General features: G+C 56.6%; 17 protein-coding genes and 1 riboswitch. Of the genes, 13 read left to right on the plus strand and 4 right to left on the minus strand.

All coding sequences use genetic code 11. The annotated features are described in order from the left end of the window. Position 1 precedes the first annotated feature (1 nt). On the minus strand, positions 2–1726 hold the full coding sequence (gene ilvI / locus KTJ90_RS16005) for an acetolactate synthase 3 large subunit (protein WP_008925573.1): 1725 nt from the start codon (positions 1724–1726) through the stop codon (positions 2–4). A gap of 730 nt (positions 1727–2456) precedes the next feature. Here ilvI and leuL point away from each other — a divergent pair. From leuL to leuD, 5 genes are all read left to right on the plus strand, one after another. Next, positions 2457–2540: a leu operon leader peptide gene (gene leuL, locus KTJ90_RS16010; RefSeq protein WP_099257765.1), complete on the plus strand. Its 84-nt coding sequence runs from the start codon at positions 2457–2459 to the stop codon at positions 2538–2540. Between the two features lie 89 nt (positions 2541–2629). Continuing rightward, positions 2630–4192, plus strand: coding sequence for a 2-isopropylmalate synthase (gene leuA / locus KTJ90_RS16015; RefSeq protein WP_003854773.1), 1563 nt, complete (start codon positions 2630–2632; stop codon positions 4190–4192). A 2-nt stretch (positions 4193–4194) separates the two neighbouring features. Then, positions 4195–5286, plus strand: a complete 1092-nt coding sequence (gene leuB / locus KTJ90_RS16020) for a 3-isopropylmalate dehydrogenase (protein ID WP_499025405.1) — start codon at positions 4195–4197, stop codon at positions 5284–5286. Positions 5287–5290: 4 nt separating this feature from the next. Continuing rightward, entirely contained in the window at positions 5291–6697 is a 1407-nt protein-coding gene (leuC, locus tag KTJ90_RS16025) for a 3-isopropylmalate dehydratase large subunit (RefSeq protein WP_105099551.1), read from the plus strand. Between the two features lie 3 nt (positions 6698–6700). Continuing rightward, positions 6701–7306, plus strand: a complete 606-nt coding sequence (leuD, locus tag KTJ90_RS16030; RefSeq protein WP_008925570.1) for a 3-isopropylmalate dehydratase small subunit — start codon at positions 6701–6703, stop codon at positions 7304–7306. A 39-nt stretch (positions 7307–7345) separates the two neighbouring features. Here leuD and KTJ90_RS16035 read toward each other — a convergent pair whose 3' ends face one another. Next, positions 7346–8524, minus strand: a complete 1179-nt coding sequence (locus KTJ90_RS16035) for an MFS transporter (RefSeq protein WP_499025407.1) — start codon at positions 8522–8524, stop codon at positions 7346–7348. A 253-nt stretch (positions 8525–8777) separates the two neighbouring features. On the opposite strand from KTJ90_RS16035, the gene sgrR reads away from it, so the two are divergent. The 4 genes from sgrR (at position 8778) to thiQ (ending at position 13881) form a co-directional block, all read left to right on the plus strand. Then, positions 8778–10439 (plus strand): HTH-type transcriptional regulator SgrR, encoded by a 1662-nt coding sequence (gene sgrR / locus KTJ90_RS16040; RefSeq protein ID WP_283543816.1) that lies wholly within the window; start codon positions 8778–8780, stop codon positions 10437–10439. 35 nt (positions 10440–10474) lie between these two features. Then, positions 10475–10577, plus strand: a riboswitch (TPP riboswitch). 46 nt (positions 10578–10623) lie between these two features. Beyond that, positions 10624–11610: a thiamine ABC transporter substrate binding subunit gene (gene thiB / locus KTJ90_RS16045; RefSeq protein WP_283543817.1), complete on the plus strand. Its 987-nt coding sequence runs from the start codon at positions 10624–10626 to the stop codon at positions 11608–11610. Beyond that, on the plus strand, positions 11586–13193 hold the full coding sequence (gene thiP / locus KTJ90_RS16050) for a thiamine/thiamine pyrophosphate ABC transporter permease ThiP (RefSeq protein ID WP_499025412.1): 1608 nt from the start codon (positions 11586–11588) through the stop codon (positions 13191–13193). The genes thiB and thiP overlap by 25 nt, the downstream gene beginning before the upstream one ends. Further along, positions 13180–13881 carry a thiamine ABC transporter ATP-binding protein ThiQ gene (gene thiQ / locus KTJ90_RS16055; RefSeq protein WP_008925566.1) on the plus strand — a complete coding sequence of 234 codons (702 nt, stop codon included), beginning with the start codon at positions 13180–13182 and terminating at the stop codon, positions 13879–13881. Before thiP ends, thiQ begins: the two co-directional genes overlap by 14 nt. 3 nt (positions 13882–13884) lie before the next feature. Here the strand turns inward: thiQ and KTJ90_RS16060 are convergent, their stop codons facing one another. Continuing rightward, positions 13885–14649 (minus strand): DedA family protein, encoded by a 765-nt coding sequence (locus tag KTJ90_RS16060; protein ID WP_003854790.1) that lies wholly within the window; start codon positions 14647–14649, stop codon positions 13885–13887. Positions 14650–14817: 168 nt separating this feature from the next. On the opposite strand from KTJ90_RS16060, the gene polB reads away from it, so the two are divergent. The 3 genes from polB (at position 14818) to rluA (ending at position 20931) form a co-directional block, all read left to right on the plus strand. After that, on the plus strand, positions 14818–17178 hold the full coding sequence (polB, locus tag KTJ90_RS16065; protein WP_085980562.1) for a DNA polymerase II: 2361 nt from the start codon (positions 14818–14820) through the stop codon (positions 17176–17178). A gap of 153 nt (positions 17179–17331) precedes the next feature. Continuing rightward, positions 17332–20238, plus strand: coding sequence for an RNA polymerase-associated protein RapA (gene rapA, locus KTJ90_RS16070; RefSeq protein ID WP_003854794.1), 2907 nt, complete (start codon positions 17332–17334; stop codon positions 20236–20238). Positions 20239–20277: 39 nt separating this feature from the next. Beyond that, positions 20278–20931, plus strand: coding sequence for a bifunctional tRNA pseudouridine(32) synthase/23S rRNA pseudouridine(746) synthase RluA (rluA, locus tag KTJ90_RS16075; RefSeq protein WP_003854796.1), 654 nt, complete (start codon positions 20278–20280; stop codon positions 20929–20931). A gap of 63 nt (positions 20932–20994) precedes the next feature. Here rluA and djlA read toward each other — a convergent pair whose 3' ends face one another. Continuing rightward, a complete protein-coding gene (gene djlA, locus KTJ90_RS16080; protein WP_003854797.1) occupies positions 20995–21804 on the minus strand; it encodes a co-chaperone DjlA in 810 nt (269 codons plus the stop codon). A gap of 182 nt (positions 21805–21986) precedes the next feature. Here djlA and lptD point away from each other — a divergent pair, with 182 nt between their 5' ends. Then, positions 21987–24362: an LPS assembly protein LptD gene (gene lptD / locus KTJ90_RS16085; protein WP_050540837.1), complete on the plus strand. Its 2376-nt coding sequence runs from the start codon at positions 21987–21989 to the stop codon at positions 24360–24362. Positions 24363–24406: the final 44 nt, after the last annotated feature.

Genomic DNA, 24406 nt, shown 5'->3' on the forward strand with positions numbered 1-24406 from the left:
ATTATGTCCTCTCCGTTTTGCTCAACCACATCTCATCCATGCTGCCACCGCGAATCTGCATTGGGTAGACATGTTCGCTACCGTCAACGGTGACATCCACAAAGACCAGACGTCCCTTCGCCAGGGTTTCCAGCGCCAGCGTCAGCTTCTCTTCCAGCTCAGCCGGATGCTCAATCGCGATCCCGACGTGACCGTAGGCTTCCGCCAGACGCACGAAGTCAGGCAGCGATTCCATATAAGACTGGGAGTGGCGACCCGAGTAGATCATATCCTGCCACTGTTTCACCATGCCCAGCACCCGGTTATTCAGGTTCAGTACCAGCACCGGCAGATCGTACTGCAATGCTGTTGAAAGCTCCTGAATATTCATCTGGATACTGCCATCGCCCGTTACGCAGATGACGGTCTCTTCCGGCAGCGCCATTTTCACACCCAGCGCCGCGGGCAGGCCAAAGCCCATGGTGCCCAGACCGCCAGAGTTGATCCAGCGGCGCGGTTTATCGAAAGGATAATAGAGCGCAGCAAACATCTGGTGCTGACCTACATCTGACGTGACATAGGCATCGCCTTTGGTCAGCCGGCTGATGGTTTCAATCACGGCCTGCGGCTTAATTTTGTCGCTGGTGCGATCAAATTCCAGACAGTGACGACTGCGCCAGCCTTCAATCTCCTGCCACCAGTCGTGCAGGCTTTCAGCACGTGATGGCGTGTCGCTTTGCGTCAGTAACTCCAGCATCTGCTGCAGCACCTGTTTTGCATCGCCGACAATCGGGATATCCGCCGACACCGTTTTGGAAATAGAGGTCGGGTCGATATCGATGTGCATCACCGTGGCATTGGGGCAATATTTCGCCAGATTGTTGGTGGTGCGATCATCAAAGCGAACACCGATCCCAAAAATCAGGTCGGTGTTGTGCATCGTCATATTAGCTTCATAGGTGCCGTGCATACCCAGCATGCCGACACACTGACGATGGGTGCCAGGAAACGCGCCCAGGCCCATCAGCGAGGTCGTCACCGGAATATTCAGGCTTTCTGCCAGCTGTAACAGCTCCGCTTCACAGCCTGCGGTAATGGCACCGCCACCCGCATAGATCACCGGCTTCTTCGCCGCCAGCAATGTTGTCAGCGCGCGCTTAATCTGCCCTTTATGACCCTGAATAGTGGGATTGTAAGAGCGCATGCTCACTGACTCCGGCCAGTGATAAGGCAATTTGTTCGCCGGGTTCAGGATATCTTTTGGCAGGTCAATCACCACGGGTCCCGGACGGCCGCTGGAGGCCAGCCAGAATGCCTTTTTCAGCACGCTTGGGATCTCTTCGGTGTTTTTCACCAGGAAGCTGTGCTTCACCACCGGACGAGAGATGCCGACCATGTCGCATTCCTGAAAGGCGTCATAGCCAATCAGCGACGACGGAACCTGACCCGACAGAATCACCAGCGGAATCGAGTCCATATAGGCGGTGGCGATACCGGTAATCGCATTGGTTGCACCAGGTCCGGAGGTGACCAGCACCACGCCGACTTCACCCGTCGCGCGCGCCAGGCCATCAGCCATATGCACCGCACCCTGCTCATGGCGCACCAGAATGTGATCGATACCTCCGACGGTTTGCAGCGCATCATAGATATCTAAGACTGCGCCACCCGGATAACCGAATACCTGCTTCACGCCCTGATCGATTAACGAACGGACGACCATTTCGGCTCCTGACAACATCTCCATCTTCTGCCTCCAGGCTTGCGGACCCGGCTCTGTGAATGCGCCCGTTTATGCGTATCACGTTGCCCCGGTGCCTGCTTTGCCAATCAAAATCTTATGTTTATGCACGACAGCGGAAACGTCAGCCGCTGTCCGGTTACAGAGAAATCTGTTGCGTTTATTTTTCTGAGAGTAGGTCGATTACCATAACCGCAGTTACACGGGCAGGCAAACCGCAAACCCGCGTAAATTAAAAGGCAGGGACGTAAAGCCTCTGGCCGATAAGAATTGGCTACGCGGATTAAACTAATTACGCGGCAGAACCGCAGAGGAAAATGCTGGGTATGAAATTATTTTCAGCGTGATCTAAGAAATAACGAAAACTTATTACCGGCTGCAATAGCCCACTATCGTCTGACATTTTTCTTTTCTGGCGTAATTAACCAGGAAATCACTAAAGCACATTGGATTATGCTAACCAGCAGGTGATAAATGCTGTGTTCCCGCATAACACCATGCAAACAAAATACTTATAATTCAATTAAATAGAATTTAAATCGCGCCCCAGCGCCCCGCATTCCCGCGCTGATTGCGTCCACAGTGAGGGTCGCGCTGTTCATTACGCTGCCTGACCGATAAATAACAGAATATCTTCCTCTGGCGCCCAGGAGAATACCTCTGCATTGAAGGTTGACATCCCTGAATGATTCCAGTACCAATATGTACAGCACAACATTTTATAAGGTTTGAATCCATGTTTCGTTCTGTTCGCCTTCTCGGTCTACTACTAAACGCACTCAGCTTGCGCGGTAGACTTGTGGGCGGAATCAAACACTGATTCAAACCTGCTGAAAGTTAAAAACCCGCGCCTGTCGCGGGTTTTTTTATGCTCGTTGCCAGGCCAGAAAAAGCATAAGGATGAATACGATGAGCCAGCAAGTCATTATTTTCGATACCACTCTGCGCGACGGTGAGCAGGCATTACAGGCCAGCCTGAGTGTGAAAGAAAAATTGCAGATTGCGTTAGCGCTGGAGCGCATGGGCGTGGATGTAATGGAAGTCGGTTTCCCGGTCTCCTCACCGGGCGACTTTGAGTCTGTTCAGACCATTGCGCGTACCATCAAAAACAGCCGCGTCTGCGGACTGGCGCGCTGTGTAGAAAAAGATATCGACGCAGCTTATGAGTCACTGCGTGTTGCCGAAGCCTTCCGTATTCATACCTTCATCGCCACTTCCCCAATGCACATCGCAACCAAACTGCGCAGCACGCTGCCAGAAGTGATTGAGCGTGCGGTACATATGGTGAAGCGTGCGCGTAACTACACCAGTGACGTTGAGTTCTCCTGTGAAGATGGCGGCCGTACCCCGATTGATGACCTGTGCCGTATGGTGGAAGCCACGATTAACGCCGGTGCGACCACCATCAACATCCCGGATACCGTTGGTTACACCCTGCCAGGCGAATATGCGCACATTATCAGTGAACTGATGAACCGCGTTCCTAACATCGATAAAGCGATTATCTCTGTGCATACCCACGATGACCTGGGTATGGCATCCGGTAATGCCCTGGCTGCTGTCCAGGCAGGCGCGCGTCAGGTTGAGGGAACGATGAATGGCCTGGGAGAACGTGCTGGTAACTGTGCGCTGGAAGAGGTGATCATGGCGATTAAAACCCGCCAGCAGATCATGAACGTACACACCAATATCAATCATCAGGAAATTTACCGTACCAGCCAGATGGTCAGCCAGATCTGCAACATGCCGATCCCAGCGAATAAAGCCGTGGTCGGCTCCAATGCTTTCGCCCACTCTTCCGGTATTCATCAGGATGGCGTGCTGAAGAATCGCGAGAACTACGAAATCCTGACACCGGAATCGATCGGCTTACATAAAATTCAGCTCAATCTGACTTCTCGTTCCGGCCGTGCGGCGGTAAAACATCGTATGGAAGAGATGGGCTATGCCGAGCAGGATTACAATCTGGATACGCTGTATGACGCTTTCCTGAAGCTGGCCGACAAAAAGGGGCAGGTTTTCGATTACGACCTGGAAGCGCTGGCCTTCATCAACAAACAGAATGAAGAGCCGGAGCATTTCCAGCTGCACGAATTTAACGTCCAGACCGGTTCCAGCATGACTGCCACAGCCTCGGTTAATCTGGGTTGCGGCGATGTTGCTAAATCTGATGCGGCTACCGGTAACGGCCCGGTTGACGCGGTTTACCAGGCGATTAACCGCATTACCCAGTTTGACGCTGAGCTGGTTAACTACAAACTGACCGCTAAAGGCCACGGCGAGAATGCGCTGGGCCAGGTCGATATTGTCGTAAGCTACAACGGCCGCAAATTCCACGGAATTGGTCTGGCGACCGATATTGTGGAGTCCTCCGCTAAAGCGATGGTCAACGCCCTGAACAATATCTGGCGTGCCCGTCAGGTTGAACAAGAATTGCAGCGCAAATTTAAAGACCAGAAGGAAACCGTATAACCATGTCCAGTTCATCTCATATCGCAGTTTTACCCGGTGATGGTATCGGCCCGGAAGTGATGGCGCAGGCGATGAAGGTGCTTGATGCCATTCGTCAGCGCTTTGATATGCAGATCACTACTCAGGAATATGCGGTCGGCGGCATCGCTATCGATCAGCATGGAGAGCCTCTGCCACCGGCAACGGTTGCAGGCTGCGAGCAGGCCGACGCGATCCTGTTTGGTTCCGTTGGCGGTCCGAAGTGGGAGCACTTACCGCCCGCATCACAGCCGGAGCGCGGTGCGCTACTGCCGCTGCGCAAACATTTTAAGCTGTTCAGTAACCTGCGTCCGGCGGCGCTCTACAGCGGTCTGGAAGCATTTTGCCCGTTGCGCGCCGACATCGCAGCTAAAGGCTTCGACATTCTGTGCGTGCGTGAACTGACTGGCGGCATCTATTTTGGTCAGCCAAAAGGACGTGAAGGCAGCGGCCCGGAAGAACGTGCTTTTGATACCGAGGTCTATCACCGTTTCGAAATCGAGCGCATTGCCCGTATCGCGTTTGAATCGGCGCGCAAACGTCGCAACAAAGTCACCTCGGTTGATAAAGCTAACGTGCTGCAGACCTCGGTGATGTGGCGCGAAATCGTCAACGAAGTGGCTAAAGAGTACCCGGACGTGCAACTGAGCCACATCTACATCGACAACGCGACCATGCAATTGATCAAAGACCCGTCGCAGTTTGACGTGCTGCTCTGCTCCAACCTGTTTGGTGACATTCTGTCTGATGAGTGCGCCATGATCACCGGCTCGATGGGTATGCTGCCGTCAGCCAGCCTGAATGAAGCGGGCTTTGGCCTGTTCGAACCGGCGGGGGGGTCAGCGCAGGATATCGCCGGTCAGAATATTGCTAACCCGGTCGCCCAGATTCTGTCGCTGTCATTGCTGCTGCGTTACAGCCTGAATGCCGATGCGGCAGCCGACAGTATCGAACGCGCCATCAGTCGTGCACTGGAACAGGGCTACCGCACCAAAGATTTAGCCGGTGATGGCCCAGCGGTCAGCACAGATGAGATGGGCAGCATCATTGCCCGCTTTATCGCCGAGGAAAAATAAAAAAATGAAAACCTTATACCAGAAGTTATTTGATGCACATGTCGTCCATGAAACGCCAGAAGAAACCCCATTACTCTACATTGATCGCCATCTGATCCATGAAGTGACCTCGCCCCAGGCCTTTGATGGTCTGCGTGCGCACGGACGTAAAGTCCGTCAGCCGGGCAAAACCTTTGCCACCATGGATCACAACGTCTCCACGCAGACCAAAGACATTAATGCGTCAGGCGAGATGGCGCGTATTCAGATGCAGGAGCTGATGAAGAACTGCGCAGAGTTTGGCGTACAGCTCTATGACCTGAATCACCCGTTCCAGGGCATCGTCCACGTTATCGGCCCTGAGCAGGGTATGACGCTGCCGGGAATGACCATTGTCTGCGGCGACTCGCACACGGCGACGCACGGCGCCTTTGGCTCGCTGGCCTTTGGTATCGGCACCTCTGAGGTGGAACATGTGTTTGCAACGCAGACCCTGAAACAGGGTCGGGCGAAAACCATGAAGATTGAAGTGCTGGGCCAGGCATCCACCGGCATTACAGCAAAAGATATCGTGCTGGCGATCATCGGTAAAACCGGCAGCGCAGGCGGCACCGGCTATGTCGTGGAGTTCTGCGGCCCTGCGATTCAGGCGCTGAGCATGGAAGGTCGTATGACGCTGTGCAATATGGCGATTGAGATGGGGGCAAAAGCGGGCCTGGTGGCACCGGATGAGACCACTTTCAACTATCTGAAAGGTCGTCAGTTCTCGCCTCAGGGTGAGAAATGGGAGCAGGCAGTGGAATACTGGCGCACCCTGAAGTCTGACGCAGGCGCGAAGTATGATGCGGTGGTCACGCTGCATGCCGAAGAGATCGCACCGCAGGTCACCTGGGGCACCAACCCGGGTCAGGTGATTGCCGTTGATCAGGTGATCCCGAATCCGGCCTCGTTCGCCGATCCGGTTGAGCGCGCCTCAGCGGAAAAAGCGCTGGCCTACATGAACCTGCAACCGGGCATCAGACTGACCGATGTTGCGATTGATAAAGTGTTTATCGGCTCCTGCACCAACTCACGCATTGAAGATCTGCGTGCCGCCGCCGCCATTGCTAAAGGCCGTAAAGTCGCGCCTGGCGTGGTTGCCATGGTGGTGCCAGGTTCCGGCCCGGTAAAAGCGCAGGCTGAAGCGGAAGGTCTGGATAAAATCTTCCTGGAAGCGGGCTTTGAATGGCGTCTGCCAGGCTGCTCAATGTGTCTGGCGATGAACAATGATCGTCTGAATCCGGGCGAGCGTTGCGCATCGACCAGCAACCGTAACTTTGAAGGCCGTCAGGGCCGTGGTGGACGTACCCATCTGGTCAGCCCGGCGATGGCCGCGGCGGCTGCCGTGACCGGCCACTTTGCCGACATCCGTGAACTGACGACAGGAGCTTAAGTCATGGCGAATAAATTTACTCAGCATACCGGTATTGTTGCGCCGCTGGATGCCGCAAACGTCGACACGGACGCAATCATTCCTAAGCAGTTTTTGCAGAAGGTAACCCGCACCGGTTTCGGTCAGCACCTGTTCCATGACTGGCGCTTTGAAGATGACGCCGGTACGGTGCCGACGCCCGGTTTTGTGCTGAACAAGCCGGAGTTCAAAGGCACCAGCATTCTGCTGGCACGCGAGAACTTTGGCTGCGGCTCCTCACGTGAGCATGCCCCCTGGGCATTGACCGATTTCGGTTTTCACGTGGTGATTGCGCCGAGCTTCGCGGATATCTTTTATGGCAACAGCTTCAATAACCAGCTGCTGCCGGTGAAATTAAGCGAAGAGGAAGTGGATGAGCTGTTCAGACTGGTTGCAGCCCAGCCAGGCATCAGCTTCACAGTCGATCTGGAAGCACAGACGGTGACGGCAGGCGACAAAGTCTATTCGTTTGAACTCGATAGCTTCCGTCGCCACTGCATGATTAATGGCCTCGACAGCATCGGCCTGACGCTGCAGCATGAAGCGTCGATTTCGCAGTATGAGCAGAATCAGCCCGCCTTCCTGCGCTGATTGCGTTAAAGCAGGGCGACATCCCGTCGCCCTTCTTCTTTATACGTCGCGCACCCGCGCCGACATCACCAGCGCCGCTATCGCCAGCCCGAATGCCAGCCAGTAAACCGCCTCATGCCCAAGCCGCTCACTCAGTGTTCCCTGAATCACCCCAGCCAGAATCATGCCCGTTGAGATCGAATTGGTGAACATGGTGGTCGCCGCACCGGGTCGTCCTGGCATCAGATCCTGGAACCACAGCATCCCTATGCCAGCAATAATCCCGACAAACACCGCATTAAACAGCTGTAACACCATCAGCGAGGTGCGGGAGTTGAACAGCACCAGCCCCAGATAAAACAGGACGCCCGCAGCCACCGCGATCAGCATTAACCGCCGCTTGCCGATGCGACGCGCGTAATGGCCCGCCAGCAGCATCACCGGGATTTCCAGCCCGGCCGCCGTTCCCATCAGCAGACCGGCCAGTTTCTCCGGCAGACCCAGCGTTGTGCTGATATAGAGCGGCATATCAATGATATACATCGTGTTGCAGGTCCACATCGCCACCGAGGCGAGGAACAGCAAACGCACATCGCGATCGCGCCAGCCGCTCAACGGCAGCCCGCCGCTTTGCATCAGTGGCTGCGAACGTGGCACCGACGGCAGGGTAAACCAGACCAGAAGAATACACAGCAGAAACAGCACCGCGGCCACCATAAACAGCGTCACAAAGCCGTAGTTCAGCGCCAGCGCGAACGATAACGGCGGCCCAATCACCCACGCCAGCGACAGCTGCGCACGCATCACAGAACTGAACATCACTGCTTCACGCGCCGACTGATCGGCATACTCTCGTGCCAGCGCAAACAGCTGCGGCATAGAAACACTGGCCAGCGCTGACAGCAGTACACCCAGTGTCATCAGAGTCAGATAGTCGCGGGTAAAGGCAAACAGTAGCGCATTCACCAGCGCCATCAGGCAGCAGAAAAGAATGATATGACGACGATCGCCGACGCTGTCTGAGCGCTTTGCCACCAGCATACTCACTACGATACCGGCCACCGCATTAATGGTGAAAAACAGCCCGACCCAGAAGGGCCGCGCCTGTACCTCGCGCGTCAGAAACAGGCTGAGCGTCGGTGCCTGCAGAGCACCCGCGATGCCCAGCATGAACGAGGCGACCATAAAAGCGAGGTAAACCGGGTTGATGCGGCGCTGCCGCGATAACAGCGATTTCATTCGAAATCCCTTACAGAACAAACAGAGGGGAAAAAAGAAGGGTAGACGATACCGCGCAACATGAAAAAAGCCAGCAGAGATCATCTGCTGGCGGTGTAAATGCACCCTACTCAGAAAAGCACTCCGCTGAACAGCGAAGTGAGGGTCGAACGCCATTCACTGCTGAATGCCTCCCGCTCTTCCCATAGCGTAAAGTTTGCTCTTAAAATGGGGCAGGAAAAACAGAGCGCTTTTCACAGGGAGTTCCCCTTTTATGTCCTCATCACGTCTGAAGCAGCAGTTCATCCGCCTGTGGCAGAGCTGTCAGGGCCAGACGCAGGAGATTACGCTCAGCGAACTGGCTGATCTGCTGCACTGCTCGCGCCGCCATATGCGCAATCTGCTCAACCGGATGCAGGCCGCAGGCTGGCTGACCTGGCAGGCTGAAGCCGGACGCGGCAAGCGATCGCAGCTTATCTTCTGCTACACGGGCCTGGCCCTGCAGCAGCAGCGTGCCGAGGATTTGCTGGAACAGGATCGCATCGATCAGCTGGTCCAGCTGGTAGGCGATAAAAACCAGGTGCGGCAGATGATCAGCGCGCACCTGGGGCGCAGTTTCCGGCAGGGCAAGCATATCCTGCGGGTGCTCTACTATCGTCCGCTGCTCAACCTTTTGCCCGGCTCGCCGCTGCGGCGCTCGGAAACCCACATTGCCCGACAGATTTTCAACGGTCTGACGCGGATAAATGAGGAAAACGGGGAAATCGAACCCGATATTGCGCACCACTGGCAGCAGACGTCTCCACTTCACTGGCGCTTCTTCCTGCGTCCGGCGATTCGCTTCCATCACGGCAGAGAACTGGAGATGGAGGATGTGCTCGCCACGCTGGAGCGTCAGCGCCCCCATCCGCTCTTTTCCCATATTGCGCAAATCGACTCACCTGCCCCCTGGACGCTGGATATCCGTTTAAGCCAGCCCGACGAGGGCTTGCCCTGGCTGCTGGGCAGCGTCAGTGCGATGATCCTGCCGCGCGAATGGCCGACGCTGCACGACTTTGCTCGCCAGCCAGTTGGCACCGGTCCTTACCGGGTGATCCGCAATCAGGAGAGCCAGCTGAAGATCGAAGCGTTTGATGACTACTTCGGTTTTCGCGCGCTGATTGATGATGTCTCTATCTGGGTACTGCCCGACATCAGCGATGAGCTGGTCTATGCGGGTGTCCGTCTGCAGGGCGACAGCACCGATGAAGTTCAGGAGGAGAGCCGCCTTGAAGAAGGCTGCTACTATCTTTTGTTCGACCAGCGTTCAGAGCAGGGTCGAAACGAAGCGGTCCGGCGCTGGGTCAGCTACCTGTTTAACCCCATCGCCCTGCTCAATCACGCTGGTGTCGGCTATCAGCGCTACTGGTTTCCGGCGTATGGTCTGCTGCCACGCTGGCATCATCGCCGTGACCTGACGCCAGTAGAAAAACCGCCCGACTTAACCCATCTGACGCTGACCTGGTACAGCCAGCACGTGGAGCATGAAGGCATCGCGAATGCGCTACGTCCGCTGCTGGCAGAGCATGGCGTCACGCTGGAGACCCGTGAGATCAGCTACGAAAGCTGGTATCAGGGCGAAACGGAGAGTGATATCTGGTTGGGAAGCGTGAACTTTACCCTGCCGCTGAATTATTCGCTGTTCGCACAGCTTTATGAGATCCCGCTGCTGCATCACTGCCTTGCTATCGACTGGCACGGCGATGCGGCCCGCTGGCGCGAGAAAGCGCTGCCGCTGGCCGAATGGAGCAAACAGCTGGTCGACGAAGCCGGCCTGCATCCGCTGTTTCATCACTGGCTGTTGCTTGAAGGGCAGCGCAGTATGCGCGGCGTCCGGATGAATACGCTGGGCTGGTTTGATTTTAAATCGGCCTGGTTCGCCCCACCCGCGCTGTGACGCTTTCGCCCCGGCGCTGAAATGACTAGAATGTGACGTTCTCAACGGGGTGCGGCCTGCCACAAGCAAGCCGCTGAGAGAGACCCGTCGAACCTGATTCGGTTAATACCGACGTAGGGATTTGAGAGGCCTCTGTGCTCAGATCCTTTGCGACTCATCCCCTATTCTCCTGAAGGAGCGCAAAGTGTTAAACAAAGTTCTGCCGGTGCTGCTGTTACTCTCCGCCCCCGTTCTGGCGGCTAAGCCGGTTCTCACGGTCTACACCTACGACTCCTTCTCCGCCGACTGGGGCCCTGGCCCGGCGGTTAAAAAAGCCTTTGAAGCACAGTGCGACTGCGAGCTGAAATTCGTCACGCTGGAAGATGGCGTGTCGCTGCTGAACCGCGTGCGGATGGAAGGCAAAAACAGTAAAGCCGATGTGGTGCTGGGGCTGGATAACAATCTGGTGCAGGCCGCGCAGAAAACAGGTCTGTTTGCCGAAAGTCAGGTCGACACATCGACATTAAAACTGCCCGATGGCTGGCACAACACCACCTTCGTGCCGTTCGATTATGGCTACTTCGCGTTTGTCTATGACAAAACCCGGCTGAAAAATCCGCCAAAAAGCCTGAAAGAGCTGGTCGACAGCCCGGAGAAGTGGCGGGTGATCTACGAAGATCCCCGAACCAGCACGCCCGGCTTAGGTCTGCTGCTCTGGATGCAGAAAGTCTATGGCGATCAGGCTCCGCAGGCGTGGCAAAAGCTGGCGCAGAAAACCGTGACGGTCACCAAAGGCTGGAGTGAAGCCTATGGCCTGTTCCTCAAGGGCGAAGGCGATCTGGTGCTGAGCTACACCACCTCTCCGGCTTACCACATCATCGAAGAGAAGAAAGAGAATTACGCCGCTGCACCCTTTGCAGAGGGTCATTATCTGCAGGTCGAAGTTGCCGCGCAGCTAGCCAGCAGCAAACAGCCGGCGCTGGCACAGCAGTTTATGAAGTTTATGGTCTCACCTGACTTCCAGCGCACCATCCCCACCGGCAACTGGATGTATCCGGTGATTGATACGCCGCTGCCAGCAGGTTTCGCGGCGCTCAACGTGCCTTCCACCGCTCTGCAGTTCTCACCGGAAGAGGTGGCCAGCCAGCGTTCAGGCTGGATTAGCCAGTGGCAACGCGCCGTCAGCCGCTGATGCCGCGCTGGCTGATTCCCGGTTCGCTCGCCACGATATTGCTGACCATCGTGGCATTTATGGCGTTCGGTGCACTCTGGAGCGCCGCACCGGACACGGACTTACGTAGCGTGCTGCAGGATGACTACCTGCATCACGTTATCGCGTTCTCTTTCGGTCAGGCTCTGCTCTCCGCCCTGCTGTCACTGCTGCCTGCGGTGCCGCTGGCGCGGGCGCTCTATCGACGCCGTTTTCCGGGTCGTCTGTTGCTGCTGCGCCTGTGCGCCATGACGCTGGTGCTGCCGGTGCTGGTCGCGGTGTTCGGTCTGCTGACCGTCTATGGTCGCAATGGCTGGCTGGCGCAGTTGTGCCAGCTGGCAGGGATGGGTTATCACTTCTCCCCGTATGGTCTGCCAGGCATCTTGCTGGCGCACGTCTTCTTTAACCTGCCGCTGGCGACCCGCCTGATGCTGCAGGCGCTGGAGAGTATTCCGGCGGAACAGCGTCAGCTGGCGGCACAGCTCGACCTGCGCGGCTGGCATCATTTTCGTCTGCTGGAGTGGCCATGGCTGCGGCGTCAGCTGTTGCCGACCGGTGCGCTGATCTTCATGCTCTGTTTCGCCAGCTTTGCCACCGTACTGTCACTCGGCGGCGGTCCGCAGGCCACTACCATTGAGCTGGCGATCTTCCAGGCGCTGAGTTATGACTACGATCCCGGACGCGCAGCGCTACTGGCGCTCATCCAGCTCGGCTGCTGTCTGACGCTTGTGCTGCTCAGCCAGCGTTTCAGCAAGGCGATTCCCGCCGGAACCAGTCAGCTGAACGGCTGGCGTGATCCGCAGGATTCGCGTGGAGCACAGCTGATGGATGCGCTGCTGATTCTGCTGGCGCTGATGCTGCTGCTGCCCCCGCTGGCGGCGGTCATCGTCGATGGTCTGCACGGCGGACTGCGTGGCGCGCTGGCGCAGCCTGCACTGTGGCAGGCCACCTTGACGTCATTGCGTATCGCCATCGGTGCCGGTCTGATCTGTGTGGTGCTGACCATGATGCTGCTGTGGAGCAGTCGGGAACTGCGTCTGCGCCAGCGTCCGGCGGCGGCACAGTTGATCGACACCAGCGGCATGCTGATTCTGGCGATGCCAGGCATTGTGCTCGCCACCGGCTTTTTCCTGCTGTTCAATGCCACTATTGGCCTGCCTGATTCGGCAGAAGGGCTGGTGATCTTTACCAATGCGCTGATCGCCATTCCCTATGCGCTGAAAGTACTGGAAAACCCGATGCGGGATGTCGCAGAGCGTTACGGCAGGCTCTGCGATTCGCTGGATATCCACGGCTGGAACCGGCTGCGGCTGATCGAGCTGCGGGCGCTGAAACGTCCGCTTGCCCAGGCGCTGGCCTTTGCCTGCGTACTGTCGATTGGTGATTTCGGCGTGGTGGCACTGTTTGGCAACGCTGACTTCCGCACACTGCCGTTCTACCTTTATCAGCAGATTGGTGCCTATCGCGGCGCAGATGGCGCGGTCACCGCCCTGCTATTACTGCTGCTCTGCTTATTGCTGTTCACGCTAATGGAAAAATTACCAGGCCGCCATGCTGACTCTTGATAACCTCACTTACCTTTATCAGCATCTGCCGATGCGCTTCAGCCTCAAGGCCACACGTGGCGAGCGCATCGCCATTCTCGGCCCCAGCGGAGCCGGGAAGAGCACCCTGCTGAGCCTGATTGCCGGTTTCCTGCCGGTGAAACAGGGCACCCTGATGATTGACGGGCAGGATCACACCCACAGCGTGCCAGCCAGACGACCGGTTTCGATGCTGTTTCAGGAGAACAATCTGTTTCCGCACCTCAGCGTACAGCAGAACATGGCGCTGGGGCTGCATCCGGGATTAAAACTCAGCGCTGAGCAGCGTCAGCAACTGGCTGCACTGGCCGATCAGGTGGGATTAGGCGATCTGCTAAACCGTTTGCCGGGCGAGCTGTCGGGCGGACAGCGACAGCGTGTGGCGCTGGCGCGCTGTCTGCTGCGTGATCGTCCGGTGCTGCTGCTGGATGAGCCTTTTTCTGCACTGGATCCCGCGTTGCGCGGCGAGATGCTGCAACTGGTGCGTTCAGTGTGCGAAGCGCGCAGCATTACACTGCTGATGGTGTCGCACAGTCTGGAAGATGCCCGGCAGATTGCGCCGCGCAGCGTAGTGATTGTGGATGGACGGGTTTACTGGGATGGCGAGACCCGACAGCTGCTGTCGGGTGACACGCGGGAGGCCGAGGTCCTCGGCATCCCGCGCCGTTAAGCGTTACGCGAAGAAAACCTGCCACAGCAGATGACGGAAAATCGGCATCATCGGATGGAACTGAATGCCGACAAACGCTGCGACGGCGATCACCAGCCCCAGCGGACCTGCCCAGCGCAAACGCTCCGGCGGCAGCCAGGCAGTCGCCCAGTCACGACTCTTGCCACTGCGCCACCAGCGCCAGCATAACCAGCCCCCGAGCCATATCAGCAGTGCTGCGCCAAGTAACAGCCATTTAAAGCTGCCGCCCTGCGCGGCTTTCGGCACATCGATCGCCACGCCTGCCAGAATACCAGGCAGCAGATAAAGCGGTGGCCAGAGGATGCAGCCGATAAGGTTCGGCGGCAGAAATTTACGCACCGGCAGCTCCAGCATACCGGCCGCCAGCGGGATCAGCGGACGCGTAGGTCCCACAAAGCGCCCGACCAGAATCGTAAACATGCTGTGCTGATGCAGGGCGTGCTCGGTTTTATCCAGCAGGCCTTTGTACTTTTGCAGATACTTCCAGCGGTGCAGCGGCCCCTGGAATTTCCAGCCGATACCGTAAGAAACCCAGTCACCAATCAGGCAGCCCGCAAAACCCGCGGCCCAGGCCGGGTAAAGGCCCAGCTCGCCACTGCCGATCAGCGCGCCCAGGCTGGCCATCATCACTGTACCTGGCAGCAACAGGCCGACCAGCGCCAGCGACTCCAGAAACGTCACCAGCGCAACGGCAAACAGAGCCCATTCCAGAGACTGCGTAATCAGTTGTTGAATCCAGGCTTCCATAATCATCCTAAGTAAAAGCAGAAGGCTGGATTGTCCAGAGCCAGCCACACAGCGTCAAGGCAAGAATTGTAGGACAATGTTGACAAAACCGGTGACGAGAACTGTATAAATATCCATGGTATACTTAAGCCGTTTTCTCACCCCTTAAATACTGAGTCCGGAGAACATCTGAATATGCCCCGCGCAGGTTTTCTGCTCACCCGCCACTGGCGCGACAGCCCGCATGGCACCGAAATTATCCTCTGGCTCGCCACTGATGCCGGTGCGCAGCGCGTGGTGCTGCCCGTGCAGGAGTCTGTCGCGTTTATTCCCGAAGAATTTCAGGCGCAGGTCAGCGAGCTCCTCAAAGATGAACGTCAGTTTCGGATTCAGTCGCTGGCGCTGAAAGATTTCCGCCGCCGCCCGGTTTTTGGCCTCTACTGCCCGCAGCATCGTCAGCTGCAGCGCATTGAAAAACGGCTGCGTGAACAGGGCATTCCGGTGTATGAAGCGGATATTCGCCCGCCGGAGCGCTACCTGATGGAGCGTTTTATTACCGCGCCGGTCTGGTTTGAGGGCGAGCAGCGCGGTGATAGCGTGGTCAATGCGCGGCTCAAACCCCATCCCGACTATCGCCCGCCACTGAAGTGGGTCTCGCTGGATATTGAAACCACACAGCATGGCGAGCTCTACTGCATCGGGCTGGAGGGCTGCGGTCAGCGTCAGGTTTATATGCTCGGCCCGGCCAACGGTGATGCCAGCACGCTGGATTTCGAGCTGATCTATCTCGACAGCCGACCACAGCTGCTTGAAGCGCTGAACCAGTGGTTTGCAGATCACGATCCGGATGTGTTGATTGGCTGGAACGTGGTGCAGTTTGACCTGCGGGTGTTGCAAAAGCATGCCGATCGTTACGGCATTCCACTTCGTCTTGGTCGCCAGCAGGCCGCGCTGGAGTGGCGTGAACATGGCTTTAAGCCCGGCGTTTATTTTGCGCAGGCCAGCGGGCGGTTGATTATTGATGGCATTGACGCGCTGAAATCAGCGTTCTGGGATTTTCCCTCATTCAGCCTGGAGTCGGTATCGCAACAACTGCTGGGTGAAGGTAAAGCAATCGATAATCCCTGGCAGCGCATGGAGGAGATCAACTGGCGTTTTGCCAACGATAAACCGGCGCTGGCACGCTACAACCTCAAAGACTGCGAGCTGGTGACGCGCATTTTTCATAAAACGGCGATAATGCCGTTTCTGCTGGAACGCGCGGCGGTGAATGGCCTGGCAGTCGATCGCCACGGCGGTTCGGTGGCCGCCTTTGGTCATCTTTATATTCCCCGGATGCATCGCGCGGGATTTGTCGCACCGAACCTGGGTGATGTGGCGCCGGAAGCCAGTCCGGGCGGCTATGTGATGGATTCGCGCCCTGGTCTGTATGACTCGGTGCTGGTGCTGGATTATAAAAGTCTCTATCCGTCGATTATCCGCACCTTCCTGATCGACCCGGTGGGTCTGGTAGAAGGACTGGCTCATCCTGATGATGCCGATTCAATCGAAGGTTTTCGCGAAGCGCGTTTCTCCCGGCACACTCACTGCCTGCCTGCGATCGTCGAGCAGATCTGGCTGGGGCGTGAAGCGGCGAAAAAGCAGAAAAACCAGCCGCTGTCTCAGGCGCTAAAGATTATCATGAATGCCTTTTACGGTGTGCTGGGCACCAGCGCCTGCCGTTTCTTTGATCCGCGCCTCGCCTCCTCAATTACCCTGCGCGGTCACGCCATCATGCAGCAGACACGCGCGCTGATCGAGGCGGAAGGCTATGACGTGATCTATGGCGACACCGACTCCACTTTTGTCTGGCTGAAGTCCGCCCACAGTGAAGAGCAGGCCGCCGCGATTGGTCAGCAACTGGTGCAGAAAGTGAATGCCTGGTGGCGCGACCACCTGCAGCAGACCCACGGGCTGACCAGCGCACTCGAGCTGGAGTATGAAAATCATTTTTGTCGTTTTCTGATGCCGACCATTCGCGGCGCGGAACAGGGCAGCAAGAAACGCTATGCCGGACTGATTCGTGACGCCGCCGGTGAACGCATGGTTTTCAAGGGGCTGGAGTCGGTGCGAACGGACTGGACGCCACTGGCAAAAGCATTTCAGCAGCAGCTCTACCACCGTATCTTCCACCGTGAGCCGTGGCAGGATTACATTCGCACCACCGTCGCGCAGCTGCTGGCGGGTGAACTCGACGATCAGCTGATCTACAAAAAGCGTCTGCGACGTCCGTTAAAAGAATATGAACGAAACGTGCCCCCGCACGTGCGTGCCGCCAGGCTGGCGGATGAGCAGAATCGTAAATTAAACCGGCCATTGCAGTATCAGAATGGAGGCCGGATTCGTTACGTCATTGCCACGGCAGGCCCCGAGCCACTGGAGGCACGCAGTACGCCGCTGGATTACGACCACTACGTTACGAAGCAACTTCAACCGGTCGCGGAGGGGATTCTGCCCTTTGTCGAAGGGGACTTTGCTACACTTATTACCGGGCAACTGGGGCTTTTTTGACAGGTGACGAATGCCCTGCCATCCAGTACCATAGCGCCCTTCCTGAAACTCACCGCTCTTAAAGCCCGCTCCAGACCTTGTTGTCTGGTGGTAGCGCTATTGCCTGAGCTTTGGGAACACCTTTAAAAACGTTAAAATTCGAGCAAACAATATATGGTTTTTACATTAGGTCAGCGCTGGATTAGTGATACGGAAAGTGAACTGGGACTGGGCACCGTGGTGGCGATCGATACACGTATGATCACCCTGCTGTTCCCCGCTACGGGAGAAAACCGCCTTTACGCCCGCAACGATTCGCCGGTTACCCGCGTCATCTTTAATCCGGGTGATACCATCACCAGCCACGAAGGCTGGCAGATGCGCGTTGATGAAGTACGCAACGAAAATGACCTGATGACCTATATCGGTACCCGTCTGGATACCGAAGAAAGCGACGTGATGCTGCGCGAAGTGATGCTCGACAGCAAGCTGGTATTCAGTAAGCCGCAGGATCGTCTGTTTGCCGGCCAGCTCGACCGGATGGACCGTTTTGCCCTGCGCTTCCGCGCCCGTAAATACCAGAGTGAGCAATACCGCCTGCCGATTAGCGGCTTACGCGGTATGCGTACTAACCTGATCCCTCACCAGTTGCACATCGCCCATGATGTGGGCCGCCGCCATGCGCCGCGCGTGCTGCTGGCCGATGAAGTTGGCCTGGGTAAAACCATTGAAGCCGGGATGATCATCCAGCAGCAACTGCTGGCTGGCCGTGCCGAGCGCGTACTTATCGTGGTGCCTGAAACCCTGCAGCATCAATGGCTTGTTGAGATGCTGCGCCGCTTCAACCTGCGCTTTGCGCTGTTTGACGACGACCGCTACACCGAAGCGCAACACGACAGCGACAATCCGTTTGAAACTGAGCAGCTGATTATCTGCTCACTCGACTTCGTGCGTCGCAACAAACAGCGTCTTGAAATGCTGGCCGATGCCGAATGGGATCTGCTGGTGGTCGATGAAGCGCACCATCTGGCCTGGTCAGAAGGCGAGCCAAGCCGTGAATATCAGGTTATTGAACAGCTGGCTGAAAAAACTGCCGGGGTTCTGCTGCTGACCGCGACGCCAGAGCAGCTGGGCATGGAGAGTCACTTCGCCCGTCTGCGCCTGCTCGACCCGGACCGTTTCCATGACTTTGCCGCCTTTGTTGAAGAGCAGCAGCATTTCCGCCCCATCGCCGATGCCGTTACCGCGCTGCTGGCGGATAAAGCGATCTCCCAGGCGGAGATGAACCGGATCAACGATCTGGTCGGCGAGCAGGACATCGAGCCGCTGCTGCAGGTTGCCAACAGCGACCGCGAAGGCAAGCTGGAAGCGCGTCAGGAACTGATCTCCATGCTGATGGATCGCCACGGCACCAGCCGCGTGCTGTTCCGTAACACCCGTAATGGGGTTAAAGGCTTCCCGAAACGCGAACTGCATCAGATCCGCCTGCCGCTGCCTGCGCAGTATCAGACGGCAATTAAAGTCTCCGGCATTATGGGCGCGCGCAAAAGCGCAGAAGAGCGGGCGCGCGACCTGCTCTATCCGGAGCAGATTTATCAGGAATTTGAAGGCGACAGCGGCACCTGGTGGAACTTCGATCCGCGCGTGGAATGGCTGATGGGCTATCTCACCACTAACCGTAAAGAGAAAGTGCTGGTGATCTGCGCCAAAGCGGCCACCGCGCTGCAGCTGGAGCAGGTACTGCGCGAGCGCGAAGGTATTCGTGCAGCGGTGTTCCACGAAGGTCTGTCGATCATTGAACGTGACCGTGCTGCCGCCTGGTTCGCCTCAGAAGAGAATGGCGCGCAGGTGCTGTTGTGCTCTGAGATTGGTTCAGAAGGCCGTAATTTCCAGTTTGCCAGCCGTCTGGTGATGTTCGATCTGCCGTTTAACCCGGACCTGCTGGAGCAGCGTATTGGTCGTCTGGATCGTATCGGTCAGGCGCACGATATTCAGATTCTGGTGCCGTGGCTGGAGCAGACCGCACAGGCCGTGCTGCTGCGCTGGTATCACGAAGGACTGGATGCGTTTGAACACACCTGTCCGACCGGCCGGACAATCTATGACAGCGTCCATTCGCAGCTCATCGGCTATCTGGCCGCACCGGAAAACAGCGAAGGCTTTGATGCCTTTATCACCGACTGCCGCAAACAGCATGACGCGCTGAAACTGCAGCTGGAACAGGGTCGCGATCGCCTGCTGGAGCTGAATTCAAACGGCGGTGAATCGGCTCAGTTGCTGGCTAACGCTATCAGCGAGCAGGATAACGACACCGGCCTGGTGAACTTCGCGCTTAACCTGTTTGATATTGTCGGTATCAATCAGGAAGATCGCAGCGATAACCTCATTGTGCTGACCCCTTCCGATCACATGCTGGTGCCCGATTTCCCTGGCCTGCCGGAAGATGGCTGCACCATCACCTTTAACCGCGATCAGGCGCTGTCACGTGAAGATACTCAGTTCATTACCTGGGAGCATCCGCTGATTCGCAACGGACTGGATCTGATTCTGTCGGGCGACACCGGCAGCAGCGCCCTGTCACTGCTGAAGAACAAGGCGCTGCCGGTGGGGACGCTGCTGGTCGAGCTGATCTATGTGGTTGAAGCCCAGGCACCGAAGCATCTGCAACTGACCCGCTTCCTGCCGCCAACGCCAATCCGTCTGCTGATGGATACGAAAGGCACTAACCTGGCAGGCAAAGTGGAGTTCGAAAGCTTTAACCGTCAGTTGAATGCCGTTAACCGTCACACCGCCAGTAAACTGGTGAATGCGGTGCAGCAGGATGTCCATGCGATTCTGACTCAGGCCGAAGAGAGCGTCGTCAGCGAAGCGCGTGCCGTGATTGAGGCGGCACGGACCGAGGCGAATGAGAAGCTGGGTGCCGAGCTTTCGCGTCTTAACGCGCTGAAAGCCGTCAACCCGAACATCCGCGACGACGAAGTTGAGGCGCTGGAAAGCAATCGTGAACAGGTGCTGCAAAGTCTGGATGAGGCCAACTGGCGTCTTGACGCGCTGCGCCTGATTGTGGTGACACACCAGTAAGCTCAGGGGCCGCATGGCCCCTTATTTTTGGAAAGCCCCATGGAACCTTACAACCCACCGCGTGAACCCTGGCTGCACATCCTTTATCAGGATGCGCATATCATGGTGGTGAACAAACCCAGCGGTCTGCTCTCGGTACCCGGTCGTCTGGATGAGCACAAAGATAGCGTGATGACGCGGATACAGCGTGATTTCCCGCAGGCGGAATCTGTGCACCGACTGGACATGGCGACCAGTGGCGTGATGGTCGTGGCGCTGACCAAGGCGGCGGAGCGTGAGCTGAAACGACAATTCCGTGAGCGGGAGCCTTCCAAAACGTATGTGGCCTGCATCTGGGGTCATCCGGAGAAGGAAGAGGGGCTGGTTGATCTGCCGCTGATTTGCGACTGGCCAAATCGTCCAAAGCAGATGGTTTGCTTCGAGAACGGCAAAGCCGCACAGACAGAATATCAGGTGCTGGAGTATCGGGCGGACAACAGTACGCGGATTTCGCTTAAGCCGATTACTGGCCGCTCGCACCAGCTAAGGGTGCATATGCTGGCGCTGGGCCACCCGATTCTGGGGGACAACTTCTATGCACATCCGGAGGCGAAAGCGATGGCGCCCCGTTTACTGCTGCATGCGGAGTCACTTACCATTACCCATCCGGCATTTGGTAATGCCATGACGTTTCGTCAGCCCGCGGACTTTTAAGGTTTACGGCAGGACTGTCGCCGTGGCCTCCTCTGTTGCAGAAGAGGCCACAGGAGCGACGCATTACTTGAAGCCTTTCTCTTTGCGAATCAGATCGTAAGCCGCCTGAATTTCCTGCGCTTTCTGCTTCGCCATCTCCATCATCTCTGGCGGTAACCCTTTCGCCACCAGCTTATCAGGATGATGCTCACTCATGAGCTTGCGGTAAGCACGTTTAATCGTGGTGGCGTCATCACTGCTCTTCACGCCCAAAACGCTACAGGCATCTTCCAGCGTTGGACCACGTTGCGCCTGCTGAAAGCCGCCTGAACTGCGCTGCCCGCCGCCAAACTGCTGGCCGCCCTCCATCATGCGCAGGAACTGATCGAACTGACCACGCGAAATGCCCAGCTCTTCGGCAATCACGTAGAGTACCTGTCGCTCATTGGGGTGCAGTGAGCCGTCGGCAAAGGCGGCCTGGATCTGAATCTCCAGGAACATCCGAATCAGATCGAACCGGCCAAAACAGGCGCTGCGCAGTTCTCGCAGCTTGCTGCGCAACGGGTAATCCGCCTGCTTACCTTCGCGGAACGCGCGCTGAGCAGCCGTGCGTGAGTCACCGTGCAGCTGCATCCGCTCCATGAGCAGTGAAGCAATCTGGATATCCGCTTCCGTAACCCGCCCTTTTGACTTGGTCAGATGGCCCATCACCTGAAAGGTGGTGCTGAAAAACAGCGTCTGCCGGGTCTGATTATTTGAAAAGTAAGCCTTGCCTTGTGCGCCACGTACTTTGTCAATCATATGGCCAATGATCAAACCGATCACAATACCCCAAAAGCCTGCGCCGGAAAGTAATCCCACCGCCAGACCCATAACTTTTCCCCAGTAGCGCATAAACTCCTCAATTCGCCATGCTTGCGGCTGAAAATTGCATTATCATACCTGTCATTTATCTCAGCGCCTAACGGCAACGCTGACAGACCAGGATTAACACTGGCGCAACGCCGGGCAGTAAGTTAGTCTCTGACCCGATTGTCGGCATGATGCCAGTTTTCATGGAATTCTCGATACCGCGTATGAAAAAACATATACCTACCCTGCTGGCCACACTGATCGGCGCAGCCATTAGCCAGCAAGCCTTTGCCGACGATTTGATGTCGCAGTGTATGTTAGGCGTGCCGAGTTATAACCGCCCGCTGGTCAACGGTGATACCAACCAGCTGCCTGTCACTATTCACTCCGACGCCGCCAAAGGGAACTATCCCAATGATGCGGTCTTTACCGGCAATGTGAATATTGAGCAGGGCAACAGCCGTATGCAGGCGGATGAAGTTCAGCTTCATCAGCGTCAGCAGGAAGGCCAGACGGCGCCAGTGCGTACCGTCGATGCCCTGGGTAATGTGCACTACGATGACAACCAGGTCATCCTGAAAGGTCCGAAAGCCTGGTCAAACCTCAACAGCAAAGATACCAACGTCTGGAACGGTGATTATCAGATGGTGGATCGTCAGGGACGCGGCACCGCCGACCAGATGAAGCTGCGCGGCGATAACCGCTACACCATTCTGGAGAACGGCACCTTTACGTCCTGTCTGCCCGGTTCCAACAGCTGGAGCGTGGTCGGTTCACAAGTCATCCAGGATCGCGAAGAGGAAGTGGCGGAGATCTGGAACGCCCGCTTTAAGCTGGGTCCGGTTCCGGTGTTCTACAGTCCCTATCTGCAGTTACCGATTGGCGATCGTCGTCGATCCGGTTTCCTGATCCCGAATGCAAAATTTGGCAGCAACAACGGCTTTGAGTTCGTGCTGCCTTATTACTGGAACATTGCGCCGCAGGCCGATGCGACCATCACGCCGCACTACATCAGTAAGCGCGGCATGAAATTTGAAAACGAATTCCGTTATCTGACGACGCTGGGTGCCGGCCTGGTAGAATTCGACTACCTTGGCTCCGATAAACAGTACGATAACGACAAAGCACTTCGTGGCATCGCCGAGGATTCCAGCTCCGACCGCTGGTTGTTCTACTGGCAGCATGCCGGTGTCTATGAACAGCACTGGCGTTTCAACGCCAACTACACCAAAGTCAGCGATCAGTATTACTTCAACGATCTCGACTCGAAGTACTACAGCTCCACCGACAACTACGCCACGCAGAAATTCAGCGTTGGTTATGCGGACACCAACTGGGACGCCACACTCTCAGCCAAAGATTTCCAGGTGTTTGGCAGTACTACCAGCAATAACGTCTACCGCGCGATGCCGCAGCTGGATGTTAACCTCTATCAGAATGATATCGGCCCGTTTGATGGCCGGGTTTATGCTCAGGCGGTGAAATTCACCAACGTCAACAGTCGTCTTCCTGAAGCGACCCGTTTACACGTTGAGCCAACCCTGAACCTGCCGCTCTCCAACGGCTGGGCCAGCCTGGATACCGAAGCGAAGTTCCTGGCGACCCACTATCAGCAGACTGACGTTGATTATTATAACAATACGGCCAATGGCTTCAGAGGAAGCAATAGCGGCGAACTGGATGAATCGGTAAACCGCACCCTGCCGCAGTTTAAAGTGGATGGCCGGCTGGTGTTTGACCGCGATATGGACTCCGCAGTGGGTTATACCCAGACGCTGGAACCACGCGTGCAGTATCTTTATATCCCGTACCGCGACCAAAGCAATATCTATCCGTACGACTCTACGCTGCTGCAAACCGACTACACCGGTCTGTTCCGCGATCGTACCTATAGCGGCCTGGATCGCATCGCTTCAGCCAATGAAGTGGCAACCGGTGTTACCTCGCGTATTTATGATAACGATCTGGTTGAACGTTTTAACGTTTCTGTGGGTCAAATCTACTCGTTTACCCCTTCTCGTACTGGTGTGAATCAAACCAATAAAGAAGATGATACCGGCAGTCTGATTTGGGCTGGCGATACATACTGGAAAATCAGCGATCGCTGGGGTGTTCGGGGCGGGCTGCAATATGACACCAAACTCGACAACGTCTCCCAGGGCAATACTGTTCTGGAGTACCGTCGTGATGCCGACCGTATGGTGCAGTTGAGCTACCGCTACAGCAGCCCGGAATATATCGCGGCAGCGTTAAATGACAGCAACCTGGTGACCAATCCTATCTACAAAAATGGGATTTCACAGGTGGGCACCACGGCCAGCTGGCCGATTGCCGATGCATGGTCTGTGGTAGGTGCTTACTACTACGATACCCGCAACAAGCGTCCGGCGTCGCAGCTGGTTGGCCTGCAATACAGCTCATGCTGTTACGCTCTCCGGGTCGGTTACGAGCGCAAAATTAACGGTTGGGAAAACGACGACAGTAAGTACGACAACCAAATCTCATTCAACATTGAGCTGCGTGGTCTGAGTCCTAACTATGGCTTAGGCACCAACGATATGCTGCGTCAGGGCATTATCCCTTACCAGCCTGCTTTCTGATGTTGTGATGTTTGACAGGCAATCCCGCAGTGCGGAACCAACAA

This window comes from Pantoea jilinensis (genome assembly GCF_019104105.1).
Lineage (GTDB): Bacteria > Pseudomonadota > Gammaproteobacteria > Enterobacterales > Enterobacteriaceae > Pantoea > Pantoea eucalypti.

Coding starts and splice junctions, on each gene's coding strand:
- ilvI (WP_008925573.1), bottom strand. CDS start 1,726: ATGGAGATGTTGTCAGGAGCCGAAATGGTCGTCCGTTCGTTAATCGAT.
- leuL (WP_099257765.1), top strand. CDS start 2,457: ATGTTTCGTTCTGTTCGCCTTCTCGGTCTACTACTAAACGCACTCAGC.
- leuA (WP_003854773.1), top strand. CDS start 2,630: ATGAGCCAGCAAGTCATTATTTTCGATACCACTCTGCGCGACGGTGAG.
- leuB (WP_499025405.1), top strand. CDS start 4,195: ATGTCCAGTTCATCTCATATCGCAGTTTTACCCGGTGATGGTATCGGC.
- leuC (WP_105099551.1), top strand. CDS start 5,291: ATGAAAACCTTATACCAGAAGTTATTTGATGCACATGTCGTCCATGAA.
- leuD (WP_008925570.1), top strand. CDS start 6,701: ATGGCGAATAAATTTACTCAGCATACCGGTATTGTTGCGCCGCTGGAT.
- KTJ90_RS16035 (WP_499025407.1), bottom strand. CDS start 8,524: ATGAAATCGCTGTTATCGCGGCAGCGCCGCATCAACCCGGTTTACCTC.
- sgrR (WP_283543816.1), top strand. CDS start 8,778: ATGTCCTCATCACGTCTGAAGCAGCAGTTCATCCGCCTGTGGCAGAGC.
- thiQ (WP_008925566.1), top strand. CDS start 13,180: ATGCTGACTCTTGATAACCTCACTTACCTTTATCAGCATCTGCCGATG.
- KTJ90_RS16060 (WP_003854790.1), bottom strand. CDS start 14,649: ATGGAAGCCTGGATTCAACAACTGATTACGCAGTCTCTGGAATGGGCT.
- rapA (WP_003854794.1), top strand. CDS start 17,332: ATGGTTTTTACATTAGGTCAGCGCTGGATTAGTGATACGGAAAGTGAA.
- rluA (WP_003854796.1), top strand. CDS start 20,278: ATGGAACCTTACAACCCACCGCGTGAACCCTGGCTGCACATCCTTTAT.
- djlA (WP_003854797.1), bottom strand. CDS start 21,804: ATGCGCTACTGGGGAAAAGTTATGGGTCTGGCGGTGGGATTACTTTCC.
- lptD (WP_050540837.1), top strand. CDS start 21,987: ATGAAAAAACATATACCTACCCTGCTGGCCACACTGATCGGCGCAGCC.